Annotated in this window: 19 protein-coding genes; 12 read left to right on the top strand and 7 right to left on the bottom strand. The window is 63.1% G+C overall.

From position 1 onward, the window contains the following. Positions 1-48 precede the first annotated feature (48 nt). Together AAIL66_RS06495 and AAIL66_RS06490 are read left to right on the top strand one after the other, a co-directional pair. Positions 49-1,551: a sensor histidine kinase gene (locus AAIL66_RS06495; RefSeq protein ID WP_012838069.1), complete on the top strand. Its 1,503-nt coding sequence runs from the start codon at positions 49-51 to the stop codon at positions 1,549-1,551. A gap of 60 nt (positions 1,552-1,611) precedes the next feature. Then, positions 1,612-2,007 (top strand): GFA family protein, encoded by a 396-nt coding sequence (locus tag AAIL66_RS06490; RefSeq protein ID WP_343496276.1) that lies wholly within the window; start codon positions 1,612-1,614, stop codon positions 2,005-2,007. Between the two features lie 34 nt (positions 2,008-2,041). On the opposite strand, the gene ispF is transcribed toward AAIL66_RS06490, so the two are convergent. Together ispF and ispD are read right to left on the bottom strand one after the other, a co-directional pair. Beyond that, positions 2,042-2,524, bottom strand: a complete 483-nt coding sequence (ispF, locus tag AAIL66_RS06485; RefSeq protein ID WP_034377511.1) for a 2-C-methyl-D-erythritol 2,4-cyclodiphosphate synthase — start codon at positions 2,522-2,524, stop codon at positions 2,042-2,044. A gap of 122 nt (positions 2,525-2,646) precedes the next feature. Beyond that, positions 2,647-3,414 (bottom strand): 2-C-methyl-D-erythritol 4-phosphate cytidylyltransferase, encoded by a 768-nt coding sequence (ispD, locus tag AAIL66_RS06480; RefSeq protein ID WP_045839016.1) that lies wholly within the window; start codon positions 3,412-3,414, stop codon positions 2,647-2,649. A 276-nt stretch (positions 3,415-3,690) separates the two neighbouring features. Here ispD and mfd point away from each other — a divergent pair, with 276 nt between their 5' ends. The 6 genes from mfd (at position 3,691) to AAIL66_RS06450 (ending at position 11,554) form a co-directional block, all read left to right on the top strand. Then, positions 3,691-7,182, top strand: a complete 3,492-nt coding sequence (mfd, locus tag AAIL66_RS06475; RefSeq protein ID WP_012838065.1) for a transcription-repair coupling factor — start codon at positions 3,691-3,693, stop codon at positions 7,180-7,182. Positions 7,183-7,272: 90 nt separating this feature from the next. Continuing rightward, the gene (locus AAIL66_RS06470; protein WP_224650662.1) at positions 7,273-7,944 is read left to right on the top strand and encodes a hypothetical protein; all 672 of its coding nucleotides are present in this window, start codon (positions 7,273-7,275) and stop codon (positions 7,942-7,944) included. Between the two features lie 181 nt (positions 7,945-8,125). Continuing rightward, positions 8,126-9,148: a tripartite tricarboxylate transporter substrate binding protein gene (locus AAIL66_RS06465; RefSeq protein WP_343496275.1), complete on the top strand. Its 1,023-nt coding sequence runs from the start codon at positions 8,126-8,128 to the stop codon at positions 9,146-9,148. Between the two features lie 155 nt (positions 9,149-9,303). Beyond that, positions 9,304-10,017, top strand: a complete 714-nt coding sequence (serB, locus tag AAIL66_RS06460) for a phosphoserine phosphatase SerB (RefSeq protein ID WP_343496274.1) — start codon at positions 9,304-9,306, stop codon at positions 10,015-10,017. Between the two features lie 143 nt (positions 10,018-10,160). After that, positions 10,161-10,718, top strand: coding sequence for an NAD(P)H-dependent oxidoreductase (locus tag AAIL66_RS06455; protein WP_343496273.1), 558 nt, complete (start codon positions 10,161-10,163; stop codon positions 10,716-10,718). A 314-nt stretch (positions 10,719-11,032) separates the two neighbouring features. Continuing rightward, a complete protein-coding gene (locus AAIL66_RS06450) occupies positions 11,033-11,554 on the top strand; it encodes a hypothetical protein (protein WP_034351899.1) in 522 nt (173 codons plus the stop codon). 299 nt (positions 11,555-11,853) lie between these two features. Here AAIL66_RS06450 and AAIL66_RS06445 read toward each other — a convergent pair whose 3' ends face one another. The 4 genes from AAIL66_RS06445 to AAIL66_RS06430 form a co-directional block, all read right to left on the bottom strand. Further along, complete coding sequence (locus tag AAIL66_RS06445) at positions 11,854-12,186, bottom strand: DUF3649 domain-containing protein (RefSeq protein ID WP_343496272.1); 333 nt, start codon at positions 12,184-12,186, stop codon at positions 11,854-11,856. A gap of 164 nt (positions 12,187-12,350) precedes the next feature. After that, entirely contained in the window at positions 12,351-14,759 is a 2,409-nt protein-coding gene (locus tag AAIL66_RS06440) for a TonB-dependent siderophore receptor (RefSeq protein ID WP_343496271.1), read from the bottom strand. Between the two features lie 118 nt (positions 14,760-14,877). Beyond that, on the bottom strand, positions 14,878-16,260 hold the full coding sequence (locus tag AAIL66_RS06435) for a sigma-70 family RNA polymerase sigma factor (RefSeq protein ID WP_343496270.1): 1,383 nt from the start codon (positions 16,258-16,260) through the stop codon (positions 14,878-14,880). A 45-nt stretch (positions 16,261-16,305) separates the two neighbouring features. Continuing rightward, positions 16,306-16,608, bottom strand: coding sequence for a DUF3164 family protein (locus tag AAIL66_RS06430; protein ID WP_052088891.1), 303 nt, complete (start codon positions 16,606-16,608; stop codon positions 16,306-16,308). Between AAIL66_RS06430 and AAIL66_RS06425 the strand changes: the two genes are divergently transcribed. From AAIL66_RS06425 to AAIL66_RS06415, 3 genes are all read left to right on the top strand, one after another. Continuing rightward, positions 16,595-16,747, top strand: a complete 153-nt coding sequence (locus AAIL66_RS06425; protein ID WP_156507025.1) for a hypothetical protein — start codon at positions 16,595-16,597, stop codon at positions 16,745-16,747. The genes AAIL66_RS06430 and AAIL66_RS06425 overlap by 14 nt on opposite strands. A gap of 73 nt (positions 16,748-16,820) precedes the next feature. Next, positions 16,821-17,537: a hypothetical protein gene (locus AAIL66_RS06420; RefSeq protein WP_343496269.1), complete on the top strand. Its 717-nt coding sequence runs from the start codon at positions 16,821-16,823 to the stop codon at positions 17,535-17,537. A 362-nt stretch (positions 17,538-17,899) separates the two neighbouring features. Next, positions 17,900-19,729: a sensor domain-containing diguanylate cyclase gene (locus AAIL66_RS06415; protein ID WP_034377502.1), complete on the top strand. Its 1,830-nt coding sequence runs from the start codon at positions 17,900-17,902 to the stop codon at positions 19,727-19,729. A 220-nt stretch (positions 19,730-19,949) separates the two neighbouring features. Here the strand turns inward: AAIL66_RS06415 and AAIL66_RS06410 are convergent, their stop codons facing one another. Beyond that, the gene (locus tag AAIL66_RS06410) at positions 19,950-20,189 is read right to left on the bottom strand and encodes a DUF3820 family protein (protein ID WP_343496268.1); all 240 of its coding nucleotides are present in this window, start codon (positions 20,187-20,189) and stop codon (positions 19,950-19,952) included. A gap of 167 nt (positions 20,190-20,356) precedes the next feature. On the opposite strand from AAIL66_RS06410, the gene AAIL66_RS06405 reads away from it, so the two are divergent. Next, the gene (locus AAIL66_RS06405) at positions 20,357-21,142 is read left to right on the top strand and encodes a MetQ/NlpA family ABC transporter substrate-binding protein (RefSeq protein WP_003055852.1); all 786 of its coding nucleotides are present in this window, start codon (positions 20,357-20,359) and stop codon (positions 21,140-21,142) included. Positions 21,143-21,268 lie beyond the last annotated feature (126 nt).

Genomic DNA, 21,268 nt, shown 5'->3' with positions numbered 1-21,268 from the left:
CCCATATTGGGCGTACCCTCGGGTCCAGTTATTTCCGCATTGCTGTTCATGAGCGCTTTTCACCATCCGCCGCCCGACGCCACCAGCCCCGTACCTCTGGAGTACGAGCGGCGCAGCACAGCTCGCTCCCCTGTGGGGCTGAACCTGTTCTGGCGTACTTTCTGCCTGCTGGCCCTGCTGCTGGTGGGCAGCATTCTGGCCTGGCTGCAGACACTGCGGGCACTGGATTTCGAGCCGCGCACGCTGCAAACGGCCAAGCAAGTGGCCTCTTTGGTCAACCTCAGCCGCGCTGCCCTCGAGCATTCGGATGCGATCAACCGCGTCTCCCTGATCAAGACCATGGCCGACCAGGAAGGCGTGCGCATTCTGCCCCGCGAACCCGGCGACTCCTTCGAGCTGCTGGAGCAAAACGCCCTCGGCCAGAAGCTGACCGAGGAACTGACCACACGCCTTGGCTACGGCACCGTGGTGGCGCGCAGCGTCAACGGAGAGCCCGGCCTGTGGGTTGGCTTCACCATCAACGGCGACCGCAACTGGATGCTGATGGACCAGTCGCGCTTCACTCCCGCCAGCGGCCAGACCTGGCTGATCTGGCTGATCACGGCCGCCCTGCTCTCGCTCATCGGCGCGGCCGCCATCGCCCGCCTGATCAACCGGCCACTCAAACAACTGTCCTATGCAGCCAATCGCGTGCGGGAGGGCGACTTCGACGCCAGCCAGCTCGACGAGGAAGCCGTGACCAGCGAAATTCGCGAAGTCAATATCGGCTTCAACCGCATGGCGCAGAAGCTTGCCAAGCTGGAGCAGGACCGTGCCGTGATGCTGGCCGGCATCTCCCACGACCTGCGCACGCCGCTAGCGCGGCTGCGTCTGGAGACCGAGATGAGCGTCTATGACGATGTGGCGCGCGAGCATATGGTGGCCGACATCGTTCAACTGGATGCCACCATCGACAAATTCCTGGATTACGCCCGCCCCGATCATCGCGTCATGCTCAGCCCCGTGGATCTGCACGCCGTGGTTGCCTCCTGCGTCTATGCCGTGCAGGACCACCGTGAGCTGCAAATCACCATGAACGTGCCCGAAGACCTCTACGTCATGGCCGATGAGGTGGAGCTGGCGCGCGTCATCTCCAACCTCTTTGAGAATGCACGCCGCTATGGCAAGACCCCATCGACCGACACCACCGAGGTGGATGTGGTTGCCAAGGAAAGCGAAAAATGGGTGGTCATCCGCATCCGCGACCATGGCAAGGGCGTTCCGGCCGAGCAACTGGCCAATCTGACCCAGCCCTTCTTCCGCGGCGACACGGCGCGCACGGCGGCCGCAGGCGCAGGCCTGGGTCTGTCCATCGTGGACAAGACGGTGCAGCGCATGGGCGGCATGTTTGCCCTGTCCAATTCATCGACAGGCGGTCTGGTCGCCCATCTGCAGCTGCAGCGCGCCATGGGTGTGACGGCCGGTGCGGCGCCCGAACAGCGCCTGCAGCGCCCCCAGGTCAAGCGCAACCTGCCGCGCGACAAGAAAGACGATGAGACCGTGGAAGACTGAATCTGCCCACCTCATTGCACAATCGGCATCGCCTTTCAACCATCTGCCGGAGAGCTCACCATGCAAGCCCGATGCCTGTGCGAAGCCGTTCTCGTCACCGCGCCCGAAACCCACGAAGTTCACGTCTGCCACTGCAGCATGTGCCGGCGCTGGGGAGAAGGCCCAGCCTTCACCCTGCATGGCGGCACGGCGGTGCAGACCAGCGGCCCCGTCACGCGCTATGCCTCCTCGCCCTGGGCGGAGCGGGCTTTTTGCAGCAGCTGCGGCACCCACCTCTTCTACCGCCTACTGGCAAGCAACGAGCATTTTCTGTCTGCCGGGCTGTTTCAGGACGCCCAGGGCCTGAAACTGGCGCAGCAGATCTATATCGACGAAAAGCCCGACTATTACGCGCTGGCCAATGACACCCCGACCCTGACCGGGGCCGAGGTGCAAGCCCTCTACAGCGATTCCTGACCGGCTTTCGCAGCGGCCATTGCGGCGAACGAGGCTAGGCTGTCCGTACCAGCAAGGCCACGGCACGAGCCTCCATGGCCTGCTGCTGACCCACAGGCCCCAGCTTCTCGGCCGTCTTGGCCTTGACGTTGACCTGCTCCACATCCAGCCCCAGCACCTGGGCAATGCGCTCGCGCATCTTCTCGATATGGGGAGCCAGCTTGGGCGCCTGAGCCACGATGGTGCTGTCGATATTGCCGATCTCGAAGCCCTTAGCACGCACGCGCCTGGCAGCCTCGGCCAGCAGCACGGCAGAGTCCGCCCCCTTGAACTGTGCGTCGGTGTCCGAGAAATGGCGGCCGATATCGCCCAGCGCCGCGGCGCCGAACAGGGCATCGGTGATCGCGTGCAGCAGCACGTCGGCATCAGAATGGCCGAGCAGCCCCAGGCTATGAGGCACTTCGACACCGCCGAGAATCAGCTTGCGACCTGGCACCAGCGCATGTACATCCCAGCCTTCACCAATACGAAAATTCATAAAAATCCTTGTCAAACCCTTGCTCATAAAGCGCAAGCAGCTATCAAATTAAATACCATCTGCGCCAATCCGGCTCGGACACGGACTTGCCCGTCGCCAAGCCCTGCCGATGGCGAATCCGTCTAGCCACGCGCCTTGCGCTGCAGCAGCACCGCCTCGGCCAGCGCAAAGTCGTCGGGGTAGGTCACCTTGAAGTTCTGCGCACCGCCCGGCACCAGTCTCGGTGAGTGACCGGCCAGTTCCATGGCGCTGGCTTCGTCGGTCACGGCAGCGCCCGCCGCCTGCAGCGCAGCCAGCAAGGCTGCGATACGGAACATCTGCGGCGTCTGAGCCAGCCATTTGTCGCTGCGCTCCACCGTCTGCGCCACACGCGCCGGACCCGCGCCTGCGGCCTGCTGCTTGAGGGTGTCGGGCAGCTTCAGCGCCAGCAGCCCCCCCACGGCATCGGGCATGCAGGCATCGATCAAGGCATTGACCTGCGCCGATGCGACCAGACAGCGCGCCGCGTCATGCACCAGCACCCAGTCCTCGGCGCTGGCTCCCATGCGCAGCAACTCCTGCAGGCCGTTGCTCACGGTCTCGGCACGGGTGGCTCCGCCACAGGCAGCAATGCCGAGCCGGGCGTCCGTGGCGCGCTCCTGCCAGAAGCCATCGGAAGCAGAGACCACCAGCAGCACACGGTGGATGCGCTGCACCGCCAACATGGCGTCCAGCGTGTGCATGACCATGGGCTGGCCGGCAACCATCTGATATTGCTTGGGCAGCTCGGGGGCCGGGGAGTCTGCGGCAATGGCGCGCAGACCGACGCCCGCGCAGGGAATCAGCCCCCAGCAGCGGGGCGCAGATGCAGGCGATGAAGCCGCCGCAGCGTTTGCCTTGTCGTCCGTCATGGACTCAGGCGAGAAAAACCGATCTGTCATGCACAGTATTTTAAAATCACCGTTTCGTCCGAAAGCCCGTGAGATCCATCGACGACCTGCTTTCGGCTTGCATCGCCTTGAGGTGTCCCCATTTTGAGTGAATGCGCCGCTAACCATCAGCTACGCGCTGATTGGGCTGTGAGCCCTGCCTTTGATGGCCGGACTCGCCCGCTTTCAATCTGTCCCCGTTTTTTTGCATCCAGCCCGCGCCTGCGCGCCGCTGCCTGCGTTCGTCTGTGAAAAACCATGCAACTGCCCAAGCTCACCCCCGGTAAACGCTTTCACCTGCCCCGTCCAGTTGGCAGCGCCGACGCGCTGCTGCTGGCTAGGCTGGGCGAGCGCGAAAAGCAAGACGGCCGGGTCACTGCCATCGTCACGGCCGATGCCGCCGACGCCCACCGTCTCATGGAAGAGATGGCCTTCTTCGCCCCCGAGCTGCGCTGCGCATTGTTCCCAGACTGGGAAACCCTGCCCTACGACAGCTTCTCGCCGCACCAGGATCTGATCAGCGAGCGCCTGGCCACACTGTGGCGCATCAACCAGCGCGACAAGCAGCATGGCGCCGATGTGGTCATCGTGCCCGCCACCACGGCCCTTTATCGCCTGGCTCCGCCCTCGTTTCTGGCCGGCTATACCTTTGAATTCAAGCAGGGCCAGAAGCTGGACGAGGCCAAGCTCAAGGCTCAGCTCACGCTGGCGGGCTACCAGCATGTGTCCCAGGTGGTCAGCCATGGCGAATACGCGGTGCGCGGCGGCCTGATCGATCTGTTTCCCATGGGCTCGCTCCAGCCCTACCGCGTGGATCTGTTCGACGACGAGATCGACTCCATCCGCACCTTCGACCCCGACACGCAACGCAGCCTCTACCCCGTACCCGAAGTGCGCCTGCTGCCAGGCCGCGAATTCCCTATGGACGAGGAGGCTCGCGCCAAGTTCCGCAGCCGCTGGCGCGAGCTGCTAGAAGGCGACCCCACGCGCAGCCGCATCTACAAGGACATGGGTGCCGGCATTGCCACGGCCGGCATCGAGTACTACCTGCCTTTGTTCTTTGACGAGACGGCCACGGTCTTTGACTACCTGGGCGATGAGGCCACCGTGGTGCTGCACGGCGATCTGGAGCCGGCCTTCCAGCGCTTCTGGCAGGATACCAAGGACCGCTACCGCCTGGTGCAGGGCGACCCCGACCACCCGGCGCTGCCGCCCGAGACGCTGTTTCTCAGCGCCGACCAGTTCTATACCCGCAGCAAGGAGCATGCCCAGCTGGCCTTGCGCCCGGGCACCGAAGATGTGGCCGACAGCGCCATCTTCCAGAAGCTCGAAGACCTTTCCGTGCTGCGCGGAGCCGATGACCCGCTGGCCAAGCTGCAAAAACATATAGCTTCCAGCGCAAGCCGGGTCTTGCTTCTGGCCGAATCCGATGGCAGACGCGAGAGCCTGCTCGACTTTTTCCGTGCCTCAGGCGTCAACCCGCCCGTGTTCGATTCGCTGGCCGAGTTCCAGGCCGATGCCACGGAAAAGGTCGGCATTGCCACCTCCAGCCTGATGACGGGCTTTGCCTGGGTCGAGGAAGGCCTGGACTTCGTCACCGAAACCGAGCTGTTTGCCAGCAGCCCCACAGGCCGCCGTCGCCGCCGCCAGGAGCAGGTCAGCGATGTGGAGGCCCTGATCAAGGACCTGTCCGAGCTCAAGGTGGGCGACCCCATCGTTCATGCCGACCACGGCATAGGCCGCTATCGCGGGCTGATCAATATGGACATGGGCCAGAAGAACACTGACGGCACGCCCGCGCTGCAGGAATTTCTGCATCTGGAATATGCGGCCGACGCCGTGCTCTATGTGCCCGTCAGCCAGTTGCACCTGATCAGCCGCTACACCGGCGTCTCGCCCGACGATGCGCCGCTGCACAAGCTCGGCGGCACGCAATGGGAAAAAGCCAAGCGCAAGGCCGCCGAACAGGTGCGCGACTCGGCCGCCGAGCTGCTCAATATCTACGCCCGCCGCGCCGCGCGCCAGGGCCATGCCTTCCGCTTCCCCACGGCCGACTACGAGCAGTTTGTGGCCGACTTCGGCTTCGAGGAAACGGCCGACCAGCGCGCCGCCATCCACGCCGTGGTGCAGGACATGATCAGCCCCCAGCCCATGGACCGCCTGGTCTGTGGCGATGTGGGCTTCGGCAAGACCGAGGTCGCGCTGCGTGCGGCCTTTGTGGCAGCCATGGGCGGCAAGCAAGTCGCCTTCCTCGCCCCCACCACGCTGCTGGCCGAGCAGCATTACCAGACCCTGGTGGACCGCTTCTCCAAATGGCCGATCAAGGTCGCCGAGGTGTCGCGCTTTCGCTCGGGCAAGGAGATCACGGCGGCCATCAAGGGCATCTCGGACGGTACGGTGGATATCGTGGTCGGCACGCACAAGCTGCTGTCCGAATCCACGCAGTTCAAGAACCTGGGCCTGCTCATCATCGACGAGGAACACCGCTTTGGCGTGCGCCACAAAGAGGCCATGAAGGCCATGCGTGCCGAGGTCGATGTGCTGACGCTGACAGCCACCCCGATTCCGCGCACCATGGGCATGGCGCTGGAGGGGCTGCGCGATCTGTCGGTGATTGCCACGGCGCCGCAGCGGCGTCTGGCCATCAAGACCTTTGTGCGCAACGAGGGCACGGGCGTGATTCGCGAAGCCGTGCTGCGCGAGCTCAAGCGGGGCGGACAGATCTACTTCCTGCACAACGAGGTCGAGACCATAGAGAACCGCAAGCAAAAGCTGGAGGAAATCCTGCCAGAGGCCCGCATCGCCGTGGCCCACGGCCAGATGCCCGAGCGCGAGCTGGAGCGTGTGATGCGCGATTTCGTGGCCCAGCGCTACAACATCCTGCTGTGCTCGACCATCATCGAGACCGGCATCGACGTGCCATCGGCCAACACCATTCTCATCAGCCGCGCCGACAAGTTCGGCCTGGCGCAGCTGCACCAGCTGCGTGGCCGCGTGGGACGCAGCCACCATCAGGCCTATGCCTATCTGATGGTGCCGGACCTGGACGGCCTGACCAAGCAGGCCCAGCAGCGACTGGAGGCCATCCAGCAGATGGAGGAGCTGGGCTCGGGCTTCTATCTGGCCATGCATGACCTGGAAATCCGTGGCGCCGGCGAGGTGCTGGGCGAAAACCAGAGCGGCAATATGATGGAAGTGGGCTTTCAGCTCTATAACGAGATGCTGTCCGAGGCCGTGCGCAGCCTCAAGGCCGGCAAGGAGCCCGATCTGCTCTCGCCGCTATCGGCATCCACCGACATCAATCTGCATGCCCCGGCCCTGCTGCCCAACGACTACTGCGGCGACGTGCATCTGCGCCTGTCGTTCTACAAGAAGCTGGCCACGGCCAAGACGGCCGATCAGATCGATACCCTGCTCGAGGAGATCGTGGATCGTTTCGGCAAGCTGCCGCCCCAGGCGCAGACCCTGATCGACGTGCACCGCCTTCGCGTGCTGAGCCAGCCCTATGGCGTGGTCAAGGTCGATGCCGCTCCTGGCGTGATCAACATCAGCTTCAAGCCCCAGCCGCCGATCGATCCCATGAACATCATTCACCTGATCCAGAAGAACAAGCACATCAAGCTGGCGGGCAACGAAAAGCTGCGCATCGAAAAAGAGCTGGAGAACCCCAAGGACCGTGCCCAGATGGTGCGCGATGTGCTGCGCAGCCTGGGCCAGCCGCTCAAGAACGAAACTGCCGTTCATGCCTGACAGGGCTGCTGACAAAGCCAGCAGGGCTATTGAGGCCCTACAGATGCAGACGGTGCAAGATGGCGGCAGAACCCGATCTGCCTAGCTCCCATGTTTCTTGAAGCCGCCATTGCCCTGCTGGCCCTGTTGCTGGCCCTGCTCTGCCGCCCCTGGCGCATGCTGGGCAGCCGAGCCGGCCCCGGCGGCATGCATGACCCGATACTGTCGCCTCTGATCACGCCGCTGCTGGCCATTGTGGTGCTGCTGCCCTGGGTCTGGGCGCTGCCTGCGCTGCACCAGATGCCGCTGCAGCTGCGCTGGTCTGGTGCACCGCTGGTCGTACTTTTGATTGGCTGGCCGCTTGCAGTACCCGTGCTGCTCTCGGTGGGCGTCATAGCTTTTGCACTGGCTCCTGGCTTGGGGCTGGAAGAAGCCCTTGGCATGGTGGTCTGGCAAGGTCTGGTGCCGGCCACGCTGGCCATGCTCTGGGGTGTGGCAGTGCGCCGCTGGTGCTGGCACAACATTTTTGTATTCATTCTTTTGCGCGGCTTTTTGGGCACAGTTCTGTGTCTGTTTGTCGCATCTCTGGTCGGCCAATGGGCAGGCCATGTGCTGCCCAATATCAACGAAGACCTCTCGCGCATGGCCCGCTGGCTCATGGCCTGGGCCGATGGCGTGACCACCGGCATGCTGACGGCGGTGTTCGTAGTCTTTCGCCCGCACTGGGTGGCCACCTGGTCGGATGCCATATATCTGCAGCCGCCTGGCAATCCTGAAAGCTGAAGCCGTCGAGGCGCATCAGCTCTGCCACTTCAGCTCTGCCACTTTCCCGGCCACTGCACAAACCGCATCTTTCCCATCCGGCAAAACGCCAAGGCAACTGGCACAGGGCTTGCTCATCATCGGACTATCGCACTGCAGCCATCACCAAGCTGGTGCATATCTTGAGAAAGAGAGGGATCGCATGCTGCTCCAACCCGTCCGCAACATTGTTCAACGCCATATTCGCCATGCCGCTCATGCCATGGCCCGCCCCGCACTGGCCTGCGCCGTGGCGGCAGGCTTTGCCGCCACGGCGCAGGCACAGGACACCTATCCCGAGCGCGCGGTCAAGGTCATAGTTGCCCTGCCCGCCGGAGGCAGCGCCGACATGATTGCCCGAGTCGTGAGTCAAAAGCTGGCCAGCGAACTCAAGCAGCCTTTTGTGGTGGACAACCGCGCCGGTGCCTCGGGCCAGATCGGCACACCGGCCGTGGCACGCTCCGCCCCGGACGGCTATACGCTGATGGTCTCGCCGGCCTCATTCCTGACCACCAACAAGAGCATTTTCAAATCCCTGCCCTATGACCCCGAGACCGACTTCGCGCCCATCAGCAAGCTGGTGAACCAGCCCATGGTGCTGGTGGTCAAGGACAAGCAGAAATTCCCCAGTGTGGCTGCCGTGGTGGTGGCAGCCAAGGCCGCACCAGGCAAACTGACCTTTGCCTCATCCGGCGACGGCAGCCCCCAGCACCTGGCCGCGCTGATGTTCGAGACGCGCACCCAGGCTAAGATGCTGCACGTGCCCTACAAAGGCGGCGCGCCAGCCGTCAACGATACGCTGGCGGGCAATGTGGACATGTTGTTTGCCGTGCTGCCCGAAGCCCTGCCCCATATCCAGGCCGGCAAGCTGCATGCCCTGGCGCTGATGGCACCCAGGCGCGCGGCCATGCTGCCCAACACCCCGACTATGGCCGAAGGCGGTTTTGCCGACCTCAACCTCTCTGCCTGGGTCGGCCTGTTCGCCCCGGCCAAGACGCCGCAGCCCGTGATCGACAAGCTCAACCGCGCCGTGCGCGTTGCACTGGACAGCGAGATCAAGACCAAGCTGGGTGAAAACGGCATGGAAGTCGCGCCATCGACGCCAGAGCAGCTCAGGCAGACCGTGGCCCAGGACATCAGACTGCATGCAGAACTGGTCAAGGCCGCCGGCATTCAGCCGCAGTAGGTGCCGCCCCAAGCAGCACCAGGAGGCAGACTCCTGGGTGAATGGCCAGCCGAAGCCCGCCACAACAGCGGATAATGGCGGCCATCTTGAGGAATGGCGCAGACCCGATCTCTGCCATTCCCCTTTCTGCTACCCCCTCATTCGCACGACTCGCAATGACCGACGCCACCGAATTCGCTCCCGGCCTGATGATCCGCGGCTTTACCGCCCCCCAGAAGCTGGCGGACTACAAGCTCATCGCCTTTGATATGGACTCGACGCTGATCACCATCGAGTGCATCGACGAGATCGCCGACGCCACGGGCAAGAAGGCCGAAGTGGCAGCCATCACAGAAGCCACCATGCGCGGCGAAATCACCGACTTCAAGGACAGCCTGCGCCAGCGCGTGGGCAAGCTGGTCGGAGTGACCGAGGCCGACATGGCCCGCGTTCTGGCCGAACGCCTGAAACTCTCGCAGGGTGCCGAGACGCTGGTCAGGGCCGCCAAGGCCGCCGGCCTGAAGGTGCTGCTGGTCTCCGGCGGCTTTACCTACTTTGCCGAGCATGTGCGCGGCCTGCTGGATATCGACTTTGTGCGCGCTAATGTGCTGGAGATCAAGAACGGTGCACTGACCGGCGGTCTGGTCGAGCAGGCCTGGGGCGATATCTGCGACGGCGCGGAAAAGCGCCGCACCTTGCTGGAAGTGGCCTCGCTGATCGGTATCGATGCCAGCCAATGCATTGCCGTGGGCGATGGCAGCAACGACATTCCCATGATGCAGGCGGCCGGCCTGTCCGTGGCCTTCCACGCCAAGCCACGCGTGCGCAACGAGGCCAAGGTCGCCATCAACGAGGGCGGTCTGGATCGCCTGCTGGAAGTGCTCCGATAGGCTGGAACAGACCAGCCCAGCACCAAGCCGCGGTCCCTGCTCTCGGGGACCGCGGCTTTTTTGCGTGCGCTGCGGCGCGGCAATCCCCGGCAGCTTTGCTACAGTGCCATGCATCTCCCCCAACCCGGTCGAAAGGTCAGAGCATGAGCCAACTCAGAATCGCCGTCATCGTGGGCAGCCTCAGCAAGCAGTCCATCAACCGCCAGCTCGGCCAGGGCCTGGCCGCACTCATGCAGGACAAGGCCGATTTCGAATTCATCGATATCAGCCGCCTGCCGCTCTACAACCGCGACTTCGACAACACCCCCGATTTCAAGCCCTTCGACGACCTCAAGCCCCTGATTCGCACCTGCAACGGCGTTCTGTTCGTGACGCCCGAATACAACCGCTCCATCCCCGCATCGCTCAAGAACGTGCTCGACGGCCTGAGCCGTCCCTATGGCCAGTCCGTCTGGGCAGGGCTGCCGGCCGCCGTGATAGGCAGTTCGCCCGGCGCGGCCGCCACGGCCATGGCCCAGCAGCACCTGCGCAATGTGCTGGTGTCGCTGGACATGCCCACCCTGCCCCAGCCCGAGGGCTTTGTGCGCTGGTCCGACACGCTGCTCGACGCCGACGGCAAGATCGGCCAGGGCAGCCATGACTTCCTCGTCAAGTACATGACACGCTTTCTCAACTGGGTGCAGTTGCACCAGAAGCGCTAAACCAATCTTCCTCTGGCTCGATAGCTCGCCCCGCTCACGTTTCAGGCGCTGCGGGGAACTTCATGACTATTTCCCTGCATTGAAGACTGCTGGAACTTTTGCGCATGCAGAGTGTTCCTACAATAGCGTGCGGCCTCATACATCACACAACATCCGGCCGTCGGGGTCTGAGCCCTGTCCTTTTACGGACAGTTTCAGTTCAGCACCTTGAAAATCCAACCATTGACTTTAAATACCATAGCAAGCAAACCTGATGCGACAAGCGTCGCAAGGCTCGCTGGTTGTCTGCACCCTTGAAAAGCAGGCGGCCATCTATGACAACCATGACTGGAAACCAATTCGTGAAGACTTCGTACCGTGCTGCTGCCTCCGTGATTGCCATCGCCATCGCATCGCTGACCGTGCCTTCCCTGGCTCAGGCCAAGCGCATGGGCAGCAGCAAGTCCGTTCGCCCTGCCAGCATCGGCAGCAAGGCGCCCGCTCAGCCCGCCCCCGTGGCTCCTGCCGCCGCCGCACCCAAGGCTGCTGCACCTGCCACACCCGCAGCCCCCGCCGCTGCGGCAGCTCCTGCGGCTGCTCCCGCAGCAGCAGCGGCTCCTGCCGCTCGTGGCTCCGGCATGATGGGCACCATGGCAGGTGCTGCCGTTGGCGCAGTGGCCGGCACCATGGCTGGCAATGCCATTGCCGGCGCCATGGGTGGCGGCGACAAGGAAGCCGAAGCCAAGAAGGCCAAGGAAGAAGAGGCCAAGAAGGCTGAAGCGGAAGCCGCCGCTCTGCAAAAGAAGCTGGACGAAGCCAAGGCCAAGGCGGAAGCCGCACGCGCGGCCGCCAAGTAATCATCAGCCCGCAACCGGGCTTCAATACAGGCCGGCCAGGAATTCAGACCTGCCGGCCTCATTCGAAAAGGGATGCGCTCTGCATCCCTTTTTTCATTCCTTTTTGCGAGCCTCCGGGTGTTTCCAGCCACCGTAAGCTGCCAGCTACGGTGCATTCCTGGCAACAGACAAGGTCTGCAACGCAGACCATACACGGCAGCAGGGCATGCCCAGGCCTGTGGACCCATGAGGCTGGCACACGGCCCCTGCCGATTACGCGAAGCTCGGCAGGACACCGAAGGACACGCACGCATCAAGCGTCATCCGCTCGGCACCTGGCGATGATGGGCCGCCAGATCCTTGTCACACGCGCCAGACCCAAGCCAGAGCCGCCGCACCAAGAATGCAGCCAGCAGCAGCAGGCCCAGCCACACCCGGCCGTGCGACACCGGCGAAAACTGCCAGATCACGGCCAGCACATGCAGCGCAAAACTCCACTGCATGCCGGCCAGTACCGCCTCGGCACGCGATGCAGGCAAGATTGTGGCAAGAAATACGGCCAGGGCGCTGGCCAGCAGATAGCCGCCGGCAACGGCCGCCTGCAGCCGTGAAAGAAGGTAAGCGCCCGCAGGGGCGGCGTTGGATGGAATCATGAAAGGAGGATCGGGATGGTGACCTGGGTAGCTATCGGGTTTTCCTGGGATGGAGCGGGCGCATGCGCCCTCTCTTCCTGTATGACAAACGAAAACCCCAAAAGGGTCACCCCGCGATGCAGCAGGTGCCCGGCGCCATGCGCCGGAGCGGCCAGTCCCAAGGCTCAGAACTTGTAGGTCATGCTCACGCTGACGCTGCGCGGAGCCCCCCATGTGTAGGTGTTGTACCAGTTGAAGATGGTGTAGTAGCGCTTGTCCAGCAGGTTCTTGACGGACAGCGACGCCGACAGCTGCTTGCTGAACTCGTAGCGAGCCATGGCATCCACGATCCAGTAGCCCTTGACGGTATGTGTGGCGGTGCCGCCGGCGGGCGTGGAGATGTCGCCCCAGGTCTTGTCCTGCCAGCGCGCGCCGCCGCCCAAGGTCAGGCCGCTGAGGCTGCCGCCCAGCCGGTAGCTGCTATAGAAGCTGAACTGGTTGACTGGCGTGAGCGTGGACACGCGTTCGCTCTGCTGTCGCGCCACACCGTGCGAAAAGCCCGCCTGCAGCTGCCAGGCCGGGGTGAGCTGGCCCGAGACCTCGAACTCGTAGCCGCGCGTCTTCACGCCCTGAACCGCGCGGTAGGCCGTGGCGCCCGTGGGGGTCACGCCGCCGGTTTCCAGGGCGTAGTTGTCCTGCTCCAGCTGGAACACCGCGGCCGAGGCATTGAGCTTGCCGTCCAGGAAGGCGGCCTTGACGCCCAGCTCGTAGTTCTTGCCCTGCAGCGGTGCCAGCGTGTGCCCCTGTTCGTCCTGGGCGGACTGAGGCTTGAAGATGCCCGAATAGCTGGCATAGGCCGAATAGGTGTCGTCGATGTCGTACACGGCCCCCACATAGGGCACAAACACGCCCGACTCCCTCATCTGCTCGGCGCGGTTGGTGTAATTGGACCAGCGCCCGCCGGTGATCAGCTTCAGGTCGTCGCGCAGATTCCAGCGTGCGGTCGCATACAGGCCGCGCTCACGCGTGGTCTCGTCGTTGGTGAAATCCGCCACCGCTCCCCAGGCCGGAGCGGCCACATCACCTCTCCAGAGGTAGTAGTTGTCCACCGTCTTGTCGTAGCTGCCGGTATCCCACCAGCCGCGGTTCTTCCAGTGCCGGTTGGTCAGGCTGCCGCCCAGCACCAGTTCATGCTCGCGCCCGCCCAGCCGGAACGGGCCGCTGGCATAGAAGTCGGCCGCATTGCTGGTGGTGCGGCCTATGTACTGTCCCGCCCACATGCTGACGCCCGAGCCGTCGGCGGGATTGGGAAAGCCCGCAGCCGCCGAGCCCAAATTGGCGTCATAGCCGTTGATCTGCCGGTTCAGCTGCAGCTTGGCCACCCAGCCGCTGTCGAAACTGTGCTCCAGCGTGGCGAAGGCGGTACGGGTGTACTGCTCCCAGCGGCTCCAGCGCGCACCGTTGTTGAACGAGCGCGGCATGTCGTTGAAGTCCCCGTTGGCATTGAGCAGCGGTATGCCGCCCCAGGTCGAGCCCCTGGGCTTGTTGTCCTGGAAGTCCGCGCCCAGGGTCAGCAGCGTGCGCGGCCCCAGGTCGGCTTCTAGGATGCCGTAGAACACCGAGGCATCGCGGCTGTAATGGTCCAGCTGCGTGTGCCGGTCCTGGCGCGCCGCCATGACCCGGCCGCGCACGCTGCCCGCCTCGTTGAGTGCGCCGCTCAGGTCCAGCTCTCCTCGGTAGCTGCCCCAGCTTCCCGCGCCCAGCGTCGCATGACCCTGGAACTCGCGCGTGGGCTTCTTGCGCACCAGATTGATGGTGGCGCCCGGGTCGCCACTGCCCGTGAGCAGGCCGGTGGCGCCCTTGAGCACCTCGACGCGGTCGTAGATGGAGGTGTCGCTGAGCGTGTTGCCCGCCGAATAGCCCGAGTCGCGCAGCATGGGAATGCCGTCGTACTGGAAATTGTTGATGGCAAAACCGCGCGCGTAATAGACCGTGCGCTCGCTGTCGTAGGTGACCACGCTCACCCCGGGCGTGTGCTCCATCACCTCGTCAATGGAGTTGAGCTGGAAGTCGTCCATCTTCTGGCGTGTGACCACGCTCACCGATTGCGGCGTCTCCCGCGGCGTCAGCACCAACCGCGTGGCTGTGGCAATGGCCCCCGGCGTGTACAGGCCCGAGCCTTCTGTGATCTCGCCAAGCTGGTTGGCCACCACCTTCACCTCGGCCAGCGTGGACGGCTCCGTGCCCGTGGCCGCTGGCACGAGCTGTACGGTGAGCATGCCCTGCTCCACATGCCCTTGCAGGCCACTGCCGCGCAGCAGCGACTCCAGTGCCGCGCCCACATCGCGGTGGCCTTGTACTGCAGGCGCCTGCCGGCCCTGCACCAGCGCCAGATCGAGAGCCAGCTGCAGGCCGGCCTGGCGCGCCAGCTCGTGCAGCGCACCGCCCAGCGGCTGGGCCGCGATGTCAAAAGGCACGGCCTGCGCTGGCGCTGGCGCCTGGGCCCAGGCGGCCTGCAGCGGCATGGCCAGACCCAGGCAGATGGCGGCGCGGGCCAATGGATGGAGACGGAAATGGGGGAGAAGCGGATGCATGCAAGTCGTCCTTGAGTCAGTGATGAGGTCAATACCCGGAGATCACTGTCTTGACGTATGGCACGGCAAACACCCTGAAAAAAACCTGGCCCGCTCACCGCACCAGTTGCGGAGCCACTCACGGAGCCAGTGCCAGCAGCAGGCCGCCGCCGGGCTGCTGGCGCACCTGTACCGGCAAGGCCCGCGGCAAGGCCCTGACCCATGCATGGGCCTGGGCGATGCGCACGCGCCCGCTCAAAGGAAGGCGCGCGGCCTCGGGGGTAGCCTGCAGCTCAAAAGGCGCATAGCGCCCCAGCCGCTGCAGCGCCTCGCCCAACGTGGTGTCGGCAAACACCAGCTCGCCATGGCGCCAGGCCGCCGCATCCCCGGATGCAGCCTGCGTGCGCACCGCTGCGCCTCTCTCCAGGCGCAGCCCCTGGCCCGCGCCCAGCTCATACGTCTGCCAGGACCGGGCATCCGCGCCAAGCGTCTGCACCTGCACCCGACCGGAAGCCACCTGCACGGAAACCCGCTGTCCGCTCTGGCCGCCCTCCTCGATGTCCACGCCAAAGCTCGTGCCCAGCACGGTCACCCGCACGCCAGCGGCCTCGACCATGAAAGGCCTCTGCTCGTCGCGGACCACCTCGAAGAAGGCCGCCCCCTGGGCGAGCGTGACCACGCGCCGCGCCGAGAAATACTGCACCCGGCCACTGCTGGCCGCATCCAGCAGCAGGCTCGAGCCGTCGGGCAAGCCGTGGCGCACCTGCTGGCCGCGTGCGCTGCTCCAGCTGGCCTGCCACTGCACATGGGTCTGGCGGTACAGCAGCCACTGCTGCCAGGCGGCAGCGCCACCCAGCCCCACACCCGCCAGCCCCACACCCGCCAGTCCCAGCAAGGCGCCCAGGCTGCGGCGCCGCCCCCCATGGCCCGCACGCTGCGCGTCGGCCGGGCTGCTGCCGCGCCAGCGGTGCAGCGCATCCTCGATGCAGGCATTCGCCTGGATCAGGTCACGTTCCACCGTGTTCAGCGACACGCCCAGGCGCGCCGCGATCTCTGCCTGGCGCACGCCATGCACGCGGTGAGCCACAAAGGCCTTGCGGCTGCGCTCGGGCAGTGCAGCCAGTGCGGCTTCCAGCGCCGCCAGCGCCTGCCGGTACATGACGGACTCGGCCACGTCGGGCGCATGGCTGGGAGCCATTTGCTCGCGCACGGCCTCGGCGTCCAGGTAGCGCCCATGGCGCTGGCGGCGGCGGTGCGCATCCAGGGCCATGTTCTGCGCCATGACGGCCAGATAGGCGGTCGCATCGCGCGGCCCCAGGGCAGCGCCGCTGCTGTCGACAGGCCCGGCCTGTTCAGCCTGAGCGGCCTGCGCATGCTCGGCCAGCCTCAGCCAGGCATCGTGCACGGCATCGCCGGCCTCCTCGCGGCAGCCCGTGCTTCGCGTGGCGGCGCGCAACAGGTCCGCATAGGCCCGCTCGAAGCCCGAGAGCAGCGCGCGGGTGAAGGAGGCTGTCATATCCATAGAGCTGGATCATAGCTCTATAAATAGGAATCATTCTCAATACAATCATTTCACCCAGGCTTTTGCGCTCAGAATGTGCCGCGCATATGGAACGCAGGAGATTGCCGGCTCTGCGACCGAGCGCTGCACCTTGTGCTTTCCGTCATAGCTGCTGATGGACACATTGCCCTTCTTGCCGCCCAGAGTCACGTCATAGCGCTCGCCTGCGATCTTGACCAGGTCGGCTACTTCGCCCAGCGTGTCCTTCTTGAACTCGGTCAGCTCCTGGTGCAGACGAATCAGTTCGCCCGTCACCGGGCGCAGCTGGTCGAGGTTCTGCGGGCCACGAGCCTTGATGTGGTCCAGCATCACCGGCACCAGCCAGCTCTACAGTGCAGCCGATGAAGCGGCCAATGGCGGCCCCTTCACGTCATTGCGGGTGGTGTTAGACAGCCAGCTCAATGGCAAGAACAGCCTTCAAGCTCAGGAGTGGACGGTGACCCGATAACAAGACGGGCGACCTGGTCATCTATAGTTAAAACAGAGAGGTAGAGCCTGCGGGCTTGTTCTAAGGAGTACCCATGGCGCAATTTCCTGAGGCGATCTATCTTCCTGGCCCAGATGAACCTGCTGCTGTCCTGACCTGGGGTAAATCACCTGAGCAAGCAAAGAGTGACCAGGCTGCTGTTATTGCACGGATTGGAGGCTTTCGCAGCCCGGACTATGCTCAGTCCTACCTGCTTGCAGCCAATACTCTTTTGAGGGCTGCTCAGAGTGACAACCGATTGGATCATCATGGAATACCGATCTTTTTCCTTCAGCGCCATGCTGCGGAACTGATGACTAAGGCTCCATTGCAGCTTGGTATTGAGGTTCAGAGCTATCAAAAGAAGCTAGGTCACCCGACGTCTTCCGTATTTCCAACTGAAGACCACATCAGACACTCGGAGAGATCGCATGACCTTCGCGAGCTGCTTGAAGACCTGGTTGAAATGTCTAGAGCGCTACAGCTAGGCACTGTTCCTGCACCTCTTCATTTGGTCGTAGAAGAGATCCTGGCCCTAGAAAAGGAGCACACCTGGTCAAGGTACTCATTTCATTTTGAAGGCAAGAAGGACCTCAAGACTCGTCACCGGCACCTGCAAGAAGAAATAACCATTCCTCTCGGAAATATTCAGAACCAGCTTCAAGCAGCCAGCTTTTCTCTCGGCTCAAGTTGGCCATTCGATAGCAGTCTGATGGAAATCCTGGGGTCACGAATAGAGCGTCTGTGGCGTGAAGCTGGAGAGATAGCTTAAGGGACAAGCTTGCTGGCCGCTCCTATGTTTGAAATTCGTTTGCTTCAGTTGAAACGCTGAATCAGTGCAGTTATCACACCCCAGCAAGCCAAGTTATCGCGCCGCGCTTCAGAAAGGGATCGGCCCTGCACAATCACGCACCAGGAATACATCGGCGTCTGGAACTCCACTTCTGGCCATTCGCGCAGGCGGCGCCCCTCTCGGGCAAATGCTCGCAGCCACCTCCCGACACCTGTTGGATGATTGCAAGACTATTGCGCTGTTGAGCTCTGCGATGCTTTACTCGGCAGGTGGTTGATGCAAATGTCCGGAACCGAGCCGTTTCCGACCCAGGTTGGTATTCAAGGACCTCAAGAATCAAGATGACAAGCTTTCGCTCTCACAAGCTTTTGCATCGCATCGTGCTCGGCAACCTGCTGGTAGCGGCCTTGCTGTGCTTTGCCACGTGGCTTGGCGTGCATGCCAATTACCGCGCGGACATGGACCTGGGAGTAGCCGTCACCAGGCACCAAGCGCGCAGCCTGAGCTTGGAGCTGGCTGCAGAGGTGCGACTGGTGGACAACGCTCTGTCATCGATCGCCAGTCGTTACCGCGCGCGCAGCCTTGACGGACTTTCCGCTGCCAACTTTGCCTTGTACGAAATGCTTCAGGAACAACGTGCCCTGATTCCTTTTGTCACCGCCCTGCGCATTACAGACAGTGCTGGCGAGGTACTCATCACTCCCAGCGAAATTGATGTGCCGTTTTCAGTGGCGGAACGCGCCTATTTCGCTCAAGCCCGAGAAACGGACCGAATGGTGGTGTCCGAGCCTCTGATCAGCCACTCCTTCGGAAAATGGTCTATCGTGCTGGCAAGGCGTCTTCAGGCCGAGAGCGGCCAGTTCCAGGGCATCGTCTATGCCATTGTCGCGGCCGAACATTTTCACCAGCTATTCCAGCGCCAGTCGTTCGGCGCCAGCAGCGCCATGGCATTGCGCACCGATCAGGCACTGCTGGTAGCGCGCTATCCGGCTGCAAGCCAGGATGCCGACGCAGGTATCGGCAAGGCCGCTGTCTCGTCCGAATATCACCAGGCCATCAGCCGCAACAGCGAGGAAGGCTGGTACATCACACCGACCCTGATCGATGGCGTGGAGCGCATCACGGCCTACCATCGGCTGCCCGGATATCCTTTGACGGTGTTTACCGGGCTGGGTACGGAAGCCTATATGGCCATGTGGCGCGCCTCCGCCTGGCGTGCATGGGGTCTCGCCGGCTTGTGCATTGCCCTGATTGCTTTGGGTTCGGTAGCCCTGTACCGGCTGCAGCAGCGTGAACGCCGCATCCGCAAAGAGCAGGAGCTGGTCATCAACAACGACCTGATCGGCATGGCTCGCCTGCGCGAGCGCAAGATCGTCTGGACCAACCCCGCCATGCGCCGTCTGCTCAAGCAGCCAGCAGCTGCACTGCAGGGCGCATCCACGCGCATGCTTTACCCGGACGAAGCCTCCTACAGGCGTATCGGCGAAAAAGCCTATGCTTCTTTGCTGGCTCGGGGCAAATTTCACGCTCAGTTCCAGGTGCAGAATGCCGAGGGCAAGCTTTTGTGGGTGGATGCATCCGGCACACTGCTGAATGCCGAAGAGTCGCTGTGGATTCTGGTGGACATCGACGCCCTCAAGCGAGGCGAACAAGCCGCCAATCACCTTGCCAACCACGACGCTCTGACGGGTCTGGCGAACCGCCGAGCACTTGAGGAAACGCTGAACCAGGAGCTGGCTGACGGCCAGATGCTTGCCGTGTGCTTCATGGACCTGGATGGTTTCAAACAGGTCAACGATACCCAGGGTCACGACGCAGGCGATGAGGTTTTACGTGTGGTAGCTGCCCGACTGACGGCCCAGGCCCGTGCCGGCGACTGCGTTGCCCGCCTGGGCGGCGATGAGTTCGTGGTGCTGCTATCGGGCTTGCACACCCCCGGTGAGGCCATGTCTGTCATGAAGCGCTGCATGGAAGCCGTGCGCCAGCCCATTGCACTGAATGGTGGAGTGATGGTGCAAGTCGGCAGCAGCATCGGTATCTCCATCAGCACCGCAGATAGTTCCTCGGCCAACCTGATGCAGAGTGCGGACGAGGCCATGTACTCGGCCAAACATGCAGGCAAGGGACGCATTGTCCAGCATTCGGACCTCTCGCAGGACTCCGAGGCTTGAGGCCGCGCCCTGCGACCAGCTGCATCTGCATATGTCCAGAGCCTAGGATTGACAACGCCTTCAGGACCAAAGCAGGGTATTTTGGAGACTCGCGGCCTGGCCGCAGTCGGCCAAGCCCAAGGACCAGCCACCTGCGTCCGGCCAAAGGCAAACTGCCAGAGCTTGTGCAGGCCCGCCTGCCGCATTTTCATCTGGCCGACCGCAGCCAGCCCTCTCTTGCCTATTCCTGTGCTCTTGACGGCAGCCCTGCAGCCTTGCGAATGGGCTCCAGCAAACCGCTGAGTCCGTTGTGGTCAAGCTCCTGCATCAAGGCCAGCAACTGACCGATCTCGCCTTTGGGAAAGCCCTCGCGGGCAAACCAGTTGAGGTAGTTGCCGGGCAGATCGGCAATCAAACGGCCCTTGTACTTGCCATAAGGCATAGGCACGCGCACCAGGCGCTCCAGCATTTCGGGATTCATGACAGTCAATCGGAATCAGATTTTGTATAAAAAACGACGCTCTTATAACCAAATAAGAAAAATGTCCTGCAGACGTCGGTACACGGCACTAGACTATGCACCTTAGTTCGCTGCGGTCCAGATGGGGCCCGGAATTTATTGCAACTTGCTGAAGAAGGTCAGAACCAATGTTGAAGAAAGCTCTCTCTGCTATCGCTATTGCCACTCTGGCGCTGTCGGCCCAGGCTGCTGACGTGCTCAAGGTGGGCGCCACGGCCGTTCCTCACGCCGAAATCCTCAATCACATCAAGCCCGCACTGAAGGCTCAGGGCATCGATCTGGAAATCAAGGAGTTCAGCGACTACGTGCAGCCCAATGCCGCCGTGGAAGACAAGCAGCTGGATGCCAACTTCTTCCAGCACCAGCCCTATCTGGACAGCTACAACAAGGACCGCAAGACCTCGCTGGTGGCCGTACCCAACGGCAAGGTTCATGTGGAGCCCTTCGGTGCCTACTCCAGCAAGATCAAGAACATCAAGGATCTGAAGAATGGCGCTACCGTGGCCATTCCCAACGACCCCTCCAACGGCGGCCGTGCACTGATTCTGCTGGCCAAGCATGGTCTGATCGAGCTCAAGGATCCCAAGAGCCTGACCCCCACTGCTCTGGACGTCGTCAAGAACCCCAAGAAGCTGAAGTTCAAGGAACTGGAAGCGCCTTTGCTGCCCCGCGCCCTGGCTGATGTCGACCTGGCCCTGATCAACACCAACTACGCAATCGAAGCCAAGCTCAACCCCACCAAGGATGCGCTGTTCATCGAAGGTGCCGATTCGCCCTACACCAATATCGTGGTGGCCCGCAAGGATCGCGCCAACGGCGCCGACATTGCCAAGCTGATGAGCGCTCTGCACTCTGCAGACACCAAGAAGTTCATTCAGGAAAAGTACAAGGGCGCCGTGGTTCCTGCGTTCTGATTCGCAAAGGCCTTAGAAACGTTGGCGCGCCCCTCCTCGACAGGAGAGACTGCCGCGTTGTGAAGGGTACGGGCACAGGCACCTGCTGTGGCCCCGGGGCCGGACAGAACCGGCAGCCGGCCACAC

Source organism: Comamonas sp. F1-6 (genome assembly GCF_039581415.1).
In the GTDB taxonomy this organism is placed as follows: Bacteria; Pseudomonadota; Gammaproteobacteria; order Burkholderiales; family Burkholderiaceae_C; genus Comamonas; species Comamonas thiooxydans.
The sequence above is the reverse complement of the archived record's forward strand: the minus strand, read 5'-3'. Positions and strand labels throughout refer to the sequence as shown.